The following is a 14,496-nucleotide window of genomic DNA, read 5'->3' on the forward strand; positions in this document are numbered from 1 at the left end:
AAATGAATAATAAACTTACAGAAGCTATCAAACATTTAATTATTGTAAATGTAATTTTATTTGTTGCTCCCCAACTTTTAAAATTAGATTTTACCAATATTTTGGCTTTACACTATCCAAAAAATGAACATTTTGGTGTTTGGCAATATATTACTCACATGTTTATGCATGGTAGTTTTGGTCATATTTTATTTAATATGTATGGTTTATGGGCTTTTGGTACTCCTTTAGAGCAAATGTGGGGAAAAAAGAAATTTGTGTTTTTCTATTTTTCTGCAGGTATTGGTGCAGGACTTATTTATACGTTTGCCAACTACTTCCAATTTAATGGAATTTATGAACAACTATTAAGTTTTGGACTTACAGGTACTGAAATACAAAATATTTTAAATTCTGGGAGTTATAATGATACAAGAATTGTATTATCTAATAAACAAATGATTGAGTTTTATAGCTTATATCATACACCTGCAGTTGGAGCTTCTGGTGCAGTTTATGGCGTTTTAGTTGCTTTTGGTATGTATTTTAAAGATGCAAAACTAGCTTTGATCTTTTTTCCTGTGCCAATTGCAGCAAAATATTTTATTCCTGTAATTATTTTAGGAGATTTATTTTTTGGAATGACTAAATATTCTATTGGTAATATTGCTCATTTTGCTCACGTTGGAGGAGCTTTAATAGGATTTTTACTGGCTTGGTATTGGAAAAAAAATCAATTTAAAACATATTAATGAGCTTTATAGACGACATAAAATCACGCTATAAAAGCGGAAATATTGTAGAAAAACTCATCTACATAAATTTGGCAATATTTATAGTAACTTTATTTACTTCTGTTTTTCAAGAATTGTATAAAGGAGACGTGAATTTTATTGTAAAATGGTTTTCTTTAGATGATCGTTTTTCAACTTTATTAACAAAACCTTGGACCATTATTAGCTATGGTTTTTTACATGCAGGTTTTTTACATATTTTATTTAACCTAATAACCTTATATTTTATAGGTAATTTATTTATTGATTATTTTACCCAAAAACAATTACTAACTTTTTATGTGTTAGGAACTTTATTTGGTGGTGTTTTTTTTATGTTAAGTCATAATTACTTCCCACTATTTGAAGGAAATAATCTTCCTTTAGTTGGCGCTTCTGCAGGAATTTCAGCCATTTTTATTGGTATTACAACATACATCCCTAACTATCAATTAAAAGTACGTTTTATTGGTTTTGTAAAACTTTGGCATTTTGCAGCAATTTGGATCAGTTTAGATCTTTTAGGTTTATCAGGAGGAAATGCAGGAGGACATTTTGCACATTTAGGGGGATCATTGTTTGGCTTTTTGTATGTAAATAAAGCTTCTAATAAAGAAATAAAAATTTGGGATAAAATTTCATCACTTTTTACCATTCAAAAAAAACCTTTAAAAACGGTTTATAAATCTGCTAAAAAAACAGTAAAAACGAATCAAAAATCGTCTCTAAATCAACAGCAAATAGATGCTATTTTAGATAAAATTAGTAAATCTGGTTATGATACTTTAACTAAAGCAGAAAAAGATTTTTTGTTTAAACAAGGTAGAAAATAGAACATGAAAAAATTATCCCTAATAGACAAACTTTTATATTTGATAAATTCAGTGTTGGCAACACTGTTGTTATTATCCTATTTACTTCATTTTATATCTCCATCAACAATTCCTGCTTTTGCTGTTTTAAGCCTTTTTGTTCCGGTTTTAATCATTATAAATCTGGTTTTTGCAATTTATTGGTTAATTAAACTAAAAAAACAGTTGCTTTTGTCGATATTTGTTTTGGTTATTGGTTGGTTTTTTTTACCCCCTTTTTATAAATTATCTGGTAATAATTCATCTTTTAATAACGATTTAAAAGTGATGAGTTATAATGTAAAAAGCTTTGACTTATTTAACAATCAATCGCTCCAAGAAACTGGCTCAGAATTTATCACTAGTAAAGATACAGATGTTCTGGTATTACAAGAATATTATAAATCTGAAAAAGTTAAGTTCCAACATCCGTACAAATACATAAAAGGACGCCATAAAAAAAGCAAGTTTGGAATGGCTATTTTTTCTAAATATAAAATTATCAATGCTGGCTCTTTAGATTTAAAAAGTAAAGGAAATAATATTATTTATGCTGATATTTTAAAAGAAAAAGATACCATTAGAATTTACAATATTCATTTAGAGTCTTTAAGATTAAAGACCGATGAAGAAAATTTTGGACAACAAAATTCTGAGAAATTACTTGAAAGAGTTCGCAACTCGTTTAAAATACAAGCAACGCAAACTGAACAATTTTTAAATCACGAAAAAAAATGGAAAGGAAAAAAAATAATTTGTGGTGATTTTAATAACACAAGTTACTCTTGGGTATACAATCAAATTGCCAAAAACAAAAAAGATGCACATATAGAAACTGGTAAAGGTTTTGGTAAAACATTTGATTATTGGTTTCCTATGAGAATCGATTTTATTTTAACAGATGAAAATGCTATTATTAATAAATTTTCTTCTTTTTCAGAAAAATATTCAGACCACTTCCCTATCCAAGCAAAAATAAACTGGTAAATTCATTATAATAATATTTACTTTTTACAAATAAATTTATGAAACATTTTGAGGTAGCAATTATTGGTAGTGGACCTTCTGGAGCAACCACAGCTTTTTATTTAGGTAAACAAGGTATCTCTACAGTAATCATTGAAAAAGAAACACTACCACGTTATAAAACTTGTGGTGGTGGTTTTGTAAACAGAGGCAGAAAAAATATGCCTTTTGAAATAAATGAGGTTGTAGAAAGTGAGTTTTTTGCTGTTGATAGTTATTTTAATAATGGTAAAATACATTACCAATCTAGCAAAGAAAAACCAATCATAACAATGATTATGAGAGATGCTTTTGATAATTTAATTGTACAAAAAGCAAAAGAATTTGGTGTAACACTTTTAGAAAACCATACGTTAAAAAGTATTGATTTTTCTGCTGATACTTCCATTTTAAAAACCTCTCAAGGAGCTATTTCTGCAAATTTTATAATTGCAGCAGATGGCGTTTTAAGTGCTACTGCAAAAATGGCTGGTTGGACAAAAGAAACCAGAAAACTAATACCTGCTTTAGAATATGAAGTTGAAGTTTCTAAAGAAGACTTTAAACGATTATCTACAAAAGTGCGTTTTGATATTGATGCTGTTCCTTATGGTTATGCTTGGAGTTTTCCCAAGAAAAATCATTTATCTTTAGGTGTCTTAACTACTAAAAAAGGGAAAATAAACCTCAAAGAATATTATCAAAAATATTTAAAAACATTAGGAATTCACAAAATAATAAAAGAGGAAGCTCATGGATTTCAAATACCTATTGCTCCAAGAACAGATGGATTTGTAAAAAAAAATGTTTTTTTAATTGGTGATGCTGCAGGTTTTGCAGAACCAATTACAGCAGAAGGAATTTCTAATGCTATTTTAAGTGGAAAATATGTTGCAGAAGCCATTATTGAAAGTAATTTAAATTTACAATTAGCAGAAAAATTGTATTTAGAAAAATTACAAATTAAACTATTACCAGAATTACAATCTGGAGTTACTTTATCAAAATTCTTTTATCATAACAATCCTGCTAGAAATTATATTTTAAAAAAATACGGACAGCATTTTAGTGATTTAATGGTCGCTATTTTGCATGGAGAAAAACCTTTTCCTACCAATGTTGCAGAAAAATTGAAGTCTAAAATTAGAGAGAAACTCTTTTAATTGATAATCAAACTTTTAAGACTCATTTTTACCCCAATTCTAATTCTTTAAATACTTATAAGTCTTTTAAAATAAGTGTATAACAATTCTTGTTTCAGTTTTATAAATCATCAATAAAATTGTAAATTTGCATGCCTTAATTGGATACAAATGAATGCAGACAAAAAAGTTGCTTTTTATACTTTAGGATGTAAACTGAATTTCTCAGAAACATCAACCATTGCTCGTAATTTTGTGAGTGAAGGTTTTGATCGTGTAGATTTTGACCAAAAAGCAGACGTGTATGTAATTAACACCTGTTCTGTTACAGATAATGCAGACAAACGCTTTAAAACCATTGTAAAAAATGCTTTAAAGAAAAATGAAGATGCTTTTTTAATTGCTATTGGATGTTATGCACAGTTAAAACCAGAAGAATTAGCTGCTGTAAATGGTGTAGATTTAGTTTTAGGAGCAACAGAAAAATTTAACGTTACCAGTTATATTAACGATTTAACCAAAAATGATATCGGAGAAGTTCATTCTTGTGAAATTTCTGATGCAGATTTTTATATTGGATCTTATTCTATTGGAGATAGAACACGTGCCTTTTTAAAAGTACAAGATGGTTGTGATTATAAGTGTACTTATTGCACAATCCCTCTAGCTCGTGGTATTTCTAGGAGTGATACTTTAGAAAATGTAATTGCGAATGCCAAAGAAATATCAAGTAAAGGAATCAAAGAAATTGTTTTAACAGGTGTTAATATTGGTGATTATGGTAAAGGTGAGTTTGGCAATAAAAAACACGAACACACGTTTTTAGAATTAGTAGAGGAGTTAGATAAAGTAGAAGGAATTCATCGTTTACGAATTTCATCTATAGAACCTAATTTATTAAAAGATGAAACTATAGATTTTGTATCAAAATCTGCCTCTTTTGTACCTCATTTTCATATTCCTTTACAATCTGGTAGTGATGATTTATTAAAGAAAATGAAACGTAGATATTTAACAAATACCTACACAAATAGAGTTAAAAAAATTAAACAGGTAATGCCCAATGCATGTATTGGGGTAGATGTTATTGTTGGGTTTCCTGGTGAAACAGAGGAGCTTTTTTTAAAAACCTACAATTACTTAAATGAAATGGATATTTCTTATTTGCATGTATTTACCTATTCTGAAAGACCAAATACAGAAGCCATTAAGTTAGATGGAATTGTACCGAAAAAAGTACGTGCAAAACGAAGTAAAATGTTACGAGGTTTATCAGCTAAAAAAAGACGTTCTTTTTACGAAAGTCAGTTAGGAAACACGTTAACTGTTTTGTTTGAAAACGAAAATAAAGAAGGCTTTATAAATGGTTTTACTGAAAATTATGTAAAAGTAAAAACGCCATGGAACCCTAATTTAATAAATACTTTACACAAAATTACTCTTAGCAACATTGATGAAGATGGCTTGGTAAGATTTACGTTTGTAAAAGAACAAATAACACAATAAAAAAATCCCTATGAAACAACTTTTAACTGTATGTTTTTTAATGGCTTTAAGCTGTAATCAACTAAAAGAAGTAATAAAAAAAGAAGAGGTTACAATACCAGAAGAAAGTTTAATTGTAGTTTTAAAAAGTTCTGTTAATGTTACTGATGCAAAGGCCTTAATAGAAAATAGTAGCTTAATTTGGTCAGGATTAGTGATTGATAATTCTTCTATAAAAGCAGCGGTTATTAATGTACCTGAAGAAAAAAAAGACTTTTGGATACATCGATTAAAAGCATCAAATATTTTTTCTTCTGTAGCTATTAAAACACATAAAAGTATTGCATATATTAAGCAACTATCGGAGGATACGTTTGTACAAGTTAGTAAAACATCTTGTTTTGGAGATTGTCCTGTGTATGATGTAACTTTATTAAAAAACAGAACAGTACTTTTTAATGGCATTAAAAATGTGTTGATGCATGGTAAGCATGAATTTGAAATTTCTGCCAGTAAAATGAAAAGAGTAGAAGAAATGTTTAAAAAAACATCATTTACCAATTATAATGATAGTTATGTTGATAAATCTTTGATAGATTTTCCTAATACTTTTATAACACACAAAAACAAACAAATAGAAATTAAACTTTGGAAAAAAGTACCCTTAGAACTTGCTTTAGCTTTTGAAACTTTTGAAGAAATTTTATTTGAACAAAAATTGATTGAATAATAAATGAAGAAAATTCCTATTTATTTTATGCCTGGTTTAGCAGCTGGACCAGAAATTTTTGAAAACCTAAAGTTATCAGAAGAAAAATATGACCTTCATTATTTAAACTGGAAAGAGCCTTTAGCTTTAGAAGAAACCATTGCTAACTATGCCATGAGAATGAGTTTAGAGGTTAAAGATAAAAACCCCGTTTTAGTTGGGGTTTCTTTTGGTGGAATTATGGTCAATGAAATGAGCAAATATATTGATACTCAAAAAATTATTATTATTTCTAGTATAAAACATCATCAAGAGCTTCCTAGAAGATTTCAATTAGCTAAATTTACCAAGGCTTACAAACTTTTTCCTGCAAAAATTGTTGCTAACTTTGAGAGTTACACTCAATATTTTATGGGGAATTCTTTAAAAAGAAAAGCTAAGTTTTACAAAAAATATCTTTCTGTTAGAACTAAACTTTATTTAAATTGGTCTGTAAACAATGTAATTAATTGGAAACAAGAAAAATGTACTAAAAACATAGTACACATTCATGGTACAAAAGACCATGTTTTTCCTATAAAAAACATAGAAAACTGTGTGAAAATTGAGGGTGGCACTCATGCAATGATCATTACCAAAGCAAAAAAAATAGGCGAAATTATTGATACTGTCTTAGCATAATTATCAACAAAAAAATAAAAAATTACACTATTTATGAATAATACATCATTTCGTTTTTTATCACTTTTTAGTGTGTTAGTAATTACACTTCTCTTTTTTAATGCGATTAATAAAACTGAAGTAGCACCCACTACAAATACACATGAAACCTATAAAATTAAAGCCTTAAAGTTACCTGCAAATTTAAATCTTGCAGGTGAAAGGGTTCCTTTAGAAATACCAGACATTAAAGAACGTATGGATAGAGAATTGTTGGTAAATACCTATTGGCAATCTAATGGACTATTATTGATAAAAAGAGCTCATAAATACTTTCCTATTTTAGAACCTCTATTAGCAAAATATGGTTTACCAGATGATTTTAAATTTTTAGCCATGGCAGAAAGTGGCTTTATTGATGAAACATCGTCTGTTGGTGCTGCAGGAATGTGGCATTTTATGAAAGCTACAGGTAAAGAATATGGTTTAGAAATAAATGATAATGTTGATGAACGATACAATATTGAAAAATCTACCAGAGTTGCTGCTGAATATTTAAAAAAAGCTAAAAACCAATTTAACTCTTGGACTTTAGCTGCTGCTGCTTATAATGCAGGAAATTACGGTGTTGCAAAAAGGTTACAAGCACAAGAAGTAAATAATTATTATGATGCTAAATTACCTGATGAAACAGAAAGATATGTGTTTAGAATTATTGCATTAAAAGAAGTAATTTCTAATCCTAAAAAATATGGTTTTGTTTATGATAATGAAGATTTATATACATTGCCTGCAACAAGAACAATAACTATTGATACACCAATTGTTAATATTACAACTTTTGCAAAAAATTACGGATTATCTTACAAAGATTTTAAAATACTAAACCCTTGGTTAAGAGAAAATAAACTTAATAATAGAAGTAGAAAAGTGTATCACATTAAAGTTCCTTTATAAACAATTGCTAGTATTCTTTAACTCTACCTACAATACCAGAACTTAATTTCACTTTTATTCCATGAGGATGAGTGTTAGACTTTGTTAAAATTGTAGCAACAATACCTACTGTTAATTGTCCTGATCTTTGATGTTGTTTTTGAACAACTTTTACCAATAAACCAATCGTAATATTATTTCTTTGCCTACCATCAACCATAAAAAACAGTTTTATAATTAAAAAAGCCTATCAAAAATTGATAGGCTTTAAAATAAAATTTAACTAGTAATAAATATATTATAATACTTTTACGTTTACTGCGTTTAATCCTTTTCTTCCATCTTGTAAGTCAAATTCAACTTCATCGTTTTCACGAATTTCGTCTACTAATCCTGACACATGTACAAAATGTTCTTTGTTTGTTCCTTCTTCAGTAATAAATCCAAATCCTTTAGATTCGTTGAAAAATTTTACGGTACCTTTATTCATAATGATAATATTAAATGTGTTGTTTGTTTAATTACAAACAACGTTTATTGAACTGCAAATATAATGCCATTAAATTTAAAATGTTATAAATATTTATTTTATTTAAATAAATCTATTAATCACTGAAAAACAGGTATTTAAGTAAGAAAAAACTTTAATTCTTATATTTTTAAAATATTTTTAGGGTATTATTGGATGAATTAATTCCCAATTTGTATTTATTCTATGACCAACTTTAGTGTTTTTTGCTGATTTTTATAGGATATTTTTAAAATATAAATACCACTTTTCAGAAAAGAAACATCAAGTTTTTTGGTTGATAAATACAATTTCTCAAGAAGTTGTTTACCTAAAATAGTAAATATCTGAATTGTACTATCGTTTAAAATAAAAGTATCAGAAGAAATTTCAATAAAATTCTTTGCTGGGTTTGGAAAAATTGTGAAATCTGGTTTTAAAGTATCATCAATAGTAGCCAAACTACTGGTATAGGCATTATAAGCATTCTCAAAATCAGGAATTCCATAACCATATTGTGCAGTAGGACTTGAAAAATTATCTGCAGATTGATAAATAGCTTGTTTTAATAATTGATTTAAATTATGGTCTGGTAAATTTAACGATTTTAATAACGGATGCTCAATTTGATTTAAACACGCTACCAAACCAGCTATTATTGGTGATGAAAACGAGGTTCCATTTGTTGTATATGTTAAGTTGGTATTATGGTTTATAGCAATTACATTTCTTCCTTGTGCTAAAATTTCTGGCTTAATTCTTCCATCTGATGTTGGCCCAAAAGAACTAAAAGCTGCAATTTCTTCTAAAGCATTTACAGCTCCTACAGAAATTACAGAAGGTGCATCTGCAGGTGCTCCTATATACTTCCAATCACTATTACCACTATTGCCTGCTGCATTTACCAAAAGTAAACCACGAGAAGCACCAATTTCTGCTCCTCTAGAAATAAAAGTGGTTTTGCCATCCATGTCTTGATACGTATAATTGTAATTAGAATTATCAAAAGTTGTATAACCTAAAGAGGTATTAATTACATCAACCCCTAAACTATCTGCTTTTTCTGCTGCAGCTACCCATAAAGATTCTTCTAAAGGAACTTCTCTAGTAACATCTTCTGTAACAAATAAATAAAAAGAAGCATCTGGTGCTGTACCTACAAAAGTATTTTCTATATATGCACCAATTGTTGAAAGTACATTAGTACCATGATTGTTTATGATTTTACCTTCAGTATTTGTAATAATTCTATAAAAATCATCACTTTTATTAACAAAATCATACCCTCCTAAAATTTGATTATTATCTCGAATTCTCTGAAAAGCAGCTAATGTATTTACATTTGCAAAACCTCCATCAATTACTGCAATTACTTGCCCTTTACCTGTAAAACCTTGCTCATGTAAATAGTTTCCTTTCAACATTTTAATTTGATTGTCTGCATCACCATAATTAAAACTAGTAATAGTTTGATTCAATTTATTTAAATGATTGCTTGTTGTTACCTTATATTTTGACTTTAAATTGACATTTGTAGGTAAAGATTTGTTTGCAAACTCAATATGATCAATAAAGCTAAATGTGGATGTTAAATTATTAATAACACCAACTTCTGCCAGAATATGAATTGCGTTTAACCATTTAGATTTGGCTAAAACAGTAATATTAGGCGTATTTTTAATTTGATTGTAATAACTATTATCAACAGGAACATCTATAGAATCTAAAGAAATATTTAATTTAGCTCTTCTATCTAATGCTCTTTGAGAAAGCATTGTTAATGGATTATTTAAAAAAGTAGTTTTATTAGGTTTGTCTTTTAAATAAATCCAAGCATCTTCTTGTTGAGCTTTCGCTTGAAAAAAAGGAATTAAAAAGAAAAAAAGCAGTAATTTCTTCATACTCCGAAATTACTACTTTTTTATGATTATATAAATTATTATGAAGAAATTACACTCAGTAAAAGAAGTTAAACTTCTTTTGCCACGAATTCACAAATTCCTTAAAAAGAATATTTTTACCTTTTATTGATTCAACTAATTTTTAAAAATCCTTTGAATTTTACGTCAGTGAAATTATAATGATAAAATTTGAAAAGAAAAATTCGTGAATTCGTGGCTTAATTCTTCAGCGTTTTATATAATATCAAATCTAAGAAATAACCCCAGAACCCAATAATTCTTCATTTTGATACCAAGCAACAAATTGACCTTCTTGTATGGCAGATTGTTTGTTTTCAAATGCTATATACAAACCTGTTTCTACTTTGTATAAAGTTGCTTTATCTAATGCTTGTCTGTATCGTATTCTTGCTTCAACTTGCATTGTTTCTCCTGAATTCAAAATTAAATCTTCACGAATCCAGTGAATTTCTTCATTAGCAACAAATAGCACATTTCTATACAAACCAGCATGATTTTTGCCTTCGCCAGTATAAATAACATTTTCTGTAACATCAGTTTCTATCACATACAAAGCCTCTTTTGTACCTCCTACATTTAGTCCTTTACGTTGTCCTTTTGTAAAATAATGAGCTCCTTGATGTTTGCCTACAATTTTTCCATCATCTTTACTATAAGTGAATTTTGTAGCAAAATAAGCCAATTCAGCTTCTTTGTTTTCAAACTCAGGAATTGATTTTGTATACTGATGAAATTCTGTAGGAATTGTAACTATTACACCTTCTTTTGGAGCTAATTTTTGTTGTAAAAACTCAGGTAAACGAACTTTACCAATAAAACATAAACCTTGAGAATCTTTCTTTTCAGCGGTAATTAAATCGGCATTTTTAGCAATTTCTCTTACTTCTGGCTTTGTCAATTCGCCTATTGGAAATAATGCTTTGGCAAGTTGCTCTTGAGATAATTGACATAAAAAATACGACTGATCTTTATTCACATCTTTACCAGCCAATAACTTATAAACTGGTTTTTCGTTGATAATTTCTTCGCCTTTTCTACAATAATGACCTGTTGCCACATAATCTGCCCCAAGTTTTAAAGCGATATCCATAAAAACATCAAACTTAATTTCTCGGTTACAAAGTACATCTGGATTTGGTGTTCTTCCTTTAGAATATTCATCAAACATATAATCTACAATACGTTCTTTGTATTGGTTGCTTAAATCTACTACTTGAAAAGGAATTCCTAATTTTTCTGCAACAATCATTGCATCATTACTATCTTCTAACCAAGGACATTCGTTGGAAATAGTTACAGAATCATCGTGCCAATTTTTCATAAAAAGCCCAATCACCTCAAAACCTTGTTCTTTTAATAAATGTGCAGTTACACTACTATCTACACCACCAGAAAGACCAACAACTACTCGTTTCATTTTTTATTTTTGAAGATGCAAAGGTATAAATTTTGATGGTTGTTTCACTGAGAAATTAAGAAGAAACTCAGAAATTTATAACCGTATTTTGATGATTCTAAAATTTTAAAGTAAATAATTATTTACTGCCAACTGAAACTGAAAACTGAATACTATCTTCCTTTTTTAAGCGTATAAATTTTCTTTTGCTCTTTATCTGCAACTACTTTACCATCTTTATAAAACAGCCACTTCCCTACTCTTTTTCCATCTTTATAACTCCCAGATTCTTTTAATTTTCCATTCAACTCAAAATACTTAGACACTCCATTGGCTTTTCCGTTTAAAAAAGTCATTTCTTCTAAAAGTATTCCATCTTTAGAAAATTTACGAATTATACCGTCTTTTAAACCATTTTTATAATAAGCAGATTCTGTTATTTTTCCGTTTTCATAATAAATAAATTGTTCGCCATTTAATTTGCCATTTTTATAATTCTCTTCAGACATTAAAGTCCCTTTAGGATAGAAATATTTCCATTTACCCACTCTTTCTCTGCCTTTCATCATTCCTTCTGATGCTATTTTACCTTTAATTGTGTAAAATTGCACAAATAAAGAATCTGAATCTTTATAAAATGTTTTTACAGTAGTTGGCTGTTTAGAAGATGATTGATCGTAAAACTTAAAAACGCCTACTTCTTTTCCGTTTAAAAACTGACCTTTATAACGTATACTTTTATTAGGATACTCTTTTTGCCAAATACCTGTTCTTTTATTATTCTCATCAAACTGATTAATTTTTTGAGCATTTATGTAAGTGCTTGAAAAAAAACAAGTCAAAAAAGCGAAAACAAAAAACAGTCTTTTTATATTTATCATTTCTATCAAAATTTTAAAACAAAGATACATTAATAGTGCCAAAAAATAATTTACTTTTTTTAACAGACCAACTCAATAATATGTTAACTCCTACAAGAGAAAACCGACAAAGAGTGGCAAATATTGTGTTAGAAAATCAAAAATTGTTTAAAGAGTTGGTTACGATTACTTTTGATGCTAATCTTAAAGTATCTATAAAAGCAGCTTGGATTTTAGAATGGATTTGCACCCATCATCAATTAAATTGGATGGCACCTCATTTAGGTGAATTTTCAGAAAAAATAGCAACTTTAAAATTTGATAGTGCTATAAGACCTTGTGCTAAAATTTGCGAACATTTAGCAAACGCTTATTATGTAAAAAACAATCGTTTTATCAAACAAAACCTAACAGAAACGCATATTGATAATATGATAGAAACTGGATTTGATTGGTTAATTACACCACAAAAAATTGCAGTTAGAGCTTACTCTATGAATACTTTATATCTTTTTGGATTGGATAAAGAGTGGATTCATCCAGAATTAAAACACTTAATAGAAACTAAAATTATTCACGAAAGCAAAGGTTGTAAAGCTCGTGGAAAACAGATTTTGGCTTTGATTGAAAAGCGAAGTAAATAAGAAACGAATTTTACGGACTCAAAAAAGTTATTTCACAGAGTTTCGCAGAGAATTACACAGAAATTCACAGAAAAATATGTTTGTATTTGTAAAATAAGACACGAATTTCACTGATTTAAACATTAACTGAATTAAAAATAAAAAGTTCGTGAATTCGTTGCTTTTTTTAGTTCTAAAATTTAGAATTTATTTTTATGAAATCCGTGAAATTCGTGTATAAAAAAACATCATAAATCTGCTGAATTCCTTACTTTTGCAAATCACAACATATCTAAAAAATGGAATTAACAAAATTAAATGCCATCTCTCCTATTGATGGTCGTTATAGAGGTAAAATAGCAAAATTAGCAGATTATTTTTCTGAAGAAGCTTTGATAAAATATAGAGTTCGTGTAGAAATTGAATATTTTATTGCTTTGTGTGAAATTCCTTTACCACAATTAGCAGATTTTAATGCCGATTTATTTGACGATTTACGTAAAATTTATACTGATTTTACTGCTGCTGATGCTCAAAAAATTAAAGATATAGAAAGTATTACAAACCATGATGTTAAGGCCGTTGAATACTTTATTAAAGAAAAGTTTGATGCTTTAGGTTTACAAGCTCATAAAGAATTCATCCACTTTGGCTTGACTTCTCAAGATATTAACAATACTGCAATTCCGCTTTCTATTAAAGAAGCAATGAATGAAGTGTATGTACCTCATTATTTACTGCTTGTAGATAAAATAGAAGAATTAGTTGTAGAATGGGCAGATATTTCTATGCTTGCCAGAACTCATGGGCAACCTGCTTCTCCTACAAGATTAGGTAAAGAATTAAATGTGTTTGTAGTACGTTTACAAGAACAATTTAATTTATTAAACGACATACCAAGTGCTGCAAAATTTGGTGGTGCAACAGGTAATTATAACGCACACAAAGTAGCGTACCCAAAAATTGATTGGAAAGAATTTGGTACTAAATTTGTACAAGAAAAATTAGGTTTACACCACTCTTTTCCTACCACTCAAATTGAGCACTATGATCACATGGCTGCTTTGTTTGATAATTTAAAACGTATCAACACCATTATTTTAGACTTAGATAGAGATTTTTGGACGTATGTTTCTACAGACTATTTTAAACAAAAAATTAAAGCGGGTGAAGTTGGGTCTTCTGCAATGCCTCACAAAGTAAACCCAATTGATTTTGAAAACTCAGAAGGAAATTTAGGTTTGGCAAATGCTATTTTTGAACATCTTTCTGCTAAATTACCAGTGTCTCGTTTACAACGTGATTTAACTGATAGTACAGTTTTACGAAATATTGGTGTGCCTTTTGGTCATACTATTATTGCTTTTACATCTACCTTAAAAGGATTGAATAAATTATTATTAAACAGAGAAAAGTTTGCACAAGATTTAGAAAATAATTGGGCAGTTGTTGCAGAAGCAATTCAGACTATTTTAAGACGTGAAGCGTACCCAAATCCTTATGAAGCTTTAAAAGGATTGACAAGAACGAATAAAAAAATAGATCAAAATTTAATAGCTGATTTTATTGATACTTTAGAAGTTTCTAATGCTATTAAAGAAGAATTAAAAGCAATTACACCTGCAAATTATACAGGGATTTAAATAA

At 28.5% G+C, this 14,496-nt stretch carries 15 protein-coding genes; 10 read left to right on the top strand and 5 right to left on the bottom strand.

The features are described 5' to 3' along the window. The first annotated feature begins 2 nt into the window (after positions 1-2). The 8 genes from Q0731_RS05730 (at position 3) to Q0731_RS05765 (ending at position 7,561) form a co-directional block, all read left to right on the top strand. The gene (locus Q0731_RS05730; RefSeq protein WP_299061110.1) at positions 3-731 is read left to right on the top strand and encodes a rhomboid family intramembrane serine protease; all 729 of its coding nucleotides are present in this window, start codon (positions 3-5) and stop codon (positions 729-731) included. Beyond that, positions 731-1,585, top strand: coding sequence for a rhomboid family intramembrane serine protease (locus Q0731_RS05735; protein ID WP_299061113.1), 855 nt, complete (start codon positions 731-733; stop codon positions 1,583-1,585). Before Q0731_RS05730 ends, Q0731_RS05735 begins: the two co-directional genes overlap by 1 nt. Positions 1,586-1,588: 3 nt before the next feature. Next, positions 1,589-2,590: an endonuclease/exonuclease/phosphatase family protein gene (locus Q0731_RS05740; protein ID WP_299061116.1), complete on the top strand. Its 1,002-nt coding sequence runs from the start codon at positions 1,589-1,591 to the stop codon at positions 2,588-2,590. 38 nt (positions 2,591-2,628) lie between these two features. Beyond that, positions 2,629-3,771, top strand: a complete 1,143-nt coding sequence (locus Q0731_RS05745; protein WP_299061119.1) for a geranylgeranyl reductase family protein — start codon at positions 2,629-2,631, stop codon at positions 3,769-3,771. Positions 3,772-3,921: 150 nt separating this feature from the next. After that, entirely contained in the window at positions 3,922-5,256 is a 1,335-nt protein-coding gene (gene mtaB / locus Q0731_RS05750) for a tRNA (N(6)-L-threonylcarbamoyladenosine(37)-C(2))-methylthiotransferase MtaB (protein ID WP_299061122.1), read from the top strand. Positions 5,257-5,266: 10 nt separating this feature from the next. Beyond that, positions 5,267-5,965 (top strand): DUF6438 domain-containing protein, encoded by a 699-nt coding sequence (locus Q0731_RS05755; RefSeq protein WP_299061125.1) that lies wholly within the window; start codon positions 5,267-5,269, stop codon positions 5,963-5,965. A gap of 3 nt (positions 5,966-5,968) precedes the next feature. Next, complete coding sequence (locus Q0731_RS05760; protein WP_299061128.1) at positions 5,969-6,625, top strand: alpha/beta hydrolase; 657 nt, start codon at positions 5,969-5,971, stop codon at positions 6,623-6,625. Between the two features lie 33 nt (positions 6,626-6,658). Beyond that, positions 6,659-7,561: a lytic transglycosylase domain-containing protein gene (locus Q0731_RS05765; RefSeq protein ID WP_299061131.1), complete on the top strand. Its 903-nt coding sequence runs from the start codon at positions 6,659-6,661 to the stop codon at positions 7,559-7,561. Positions 7,562-7,568: 7 nt separating this feature from the next. On the opposite strand, the gene Q0731_RS05770 is transcribed toward Q0731_RS05765, so the two are convergent. From Q0731_RS05770 to Q0731_RS05790, 5 genes are all read right to left on the bottom strand, one after another. Then, entirely contained in the window at positions 7,569-7,760 is a 192-nt protein-coding gene (locus Q0731_RS05770) for a YwbE family protein (protein WP_299061134.1), read from the bottom strand. Between the two features lie 78 nt (positions 7,761-7,838). After that, complete coding sequence (locus Q0731_RS05775; protein ID WP_299061137.1) at positions 7,839-8,030, bottom strand: cold shock domain-containing protein; 192 nt, start codon at positions 8,028-8,030, stop codon at positions 7,839-7,841. A gap of 218 nt (positions 8,031-8,248) precedes the next feature. Further along, complete coding sequence (locus Q0731_RS05780; RefSeq protein ID WP_299061140.1) at positions 8,249-9,949, bottom strand: S8 family serine peptidase; 1,701 nt, start codon at positions 9,947-9,949, stop codon at positions 8,249-8,251. A 250-nt stretch (positions 9,950-10,199) separates the two neighbouring features. After that, the gene (gene mnmA / locus Q0731_RS05785) at positions 10,200-11,387 is read right to left on the bottom strand and encodes a tRNA 2-thiouridine(34) synthase MnmA (RefSeq protein WP_299061143.1); all 1,188 of its coding nucleotides are present in this window, start codon (positions 11,385-11,387) and stop codon (positions 10,200-10,202) included. A 152-nt stretch (positions 11,388-11,539) separates the two neighbouring features. Then, complete coding sequence (locus Q0731_RS05790) at positions 11,540-12,247, bottom strand: toxin-antitoxin system YwqK family antitoxin (protein ID WP_299061145.1); 708 nt, start codon at positions 12,245-12,247, stop codon at positions 11,540-11,542. A 35-nt stretch (positions 12,248-12,282) separates the two neighbouring features. Here Q0731_RS05790 and Q0731_RS05795 point away from each other — a divergent pair, with 35 nt between their 5' ends. Together Q0731_RS05795 and purB are read left to right on the top strand one after the other, a co-directional pair. After that, positions 12,283-12,870 carry an adenylosuccinate lyase gene (locus Q0731_RS05795; RefSeq protein WP_299061150.1) on the top strand — a complete coding sequence of 196 codons (588 nt, stop codon included), beginning with the start codon at positions 12,283-12,285 and terminating at the stop codon, positions 12,868-12,870. A 278-nt stretch (positions 12,871-13,148) separates the two neighbouring features. Continuing rightward, a complete protein-coding gene (gene purB, locus Q0731_RS05800; RefSeq protein WP_299061153.1) occupies positions 13,149-14,492 on the top strand; it encodes an adenylosuccinate lyase in 1,344 nt (447 codons plus the stop codon). The last annotated feature ends 4 nt before the right edge of the window (positions 14,493-14,496 follow it).

The organism is uncultured Polaribacter sp. (assembly GCF_947497695.1).
Lineage (GTDB): Bacteria > Bacteroidota > Bacteroidia > Flavobacteriales > Flavobacteriaceae > Polaribacter.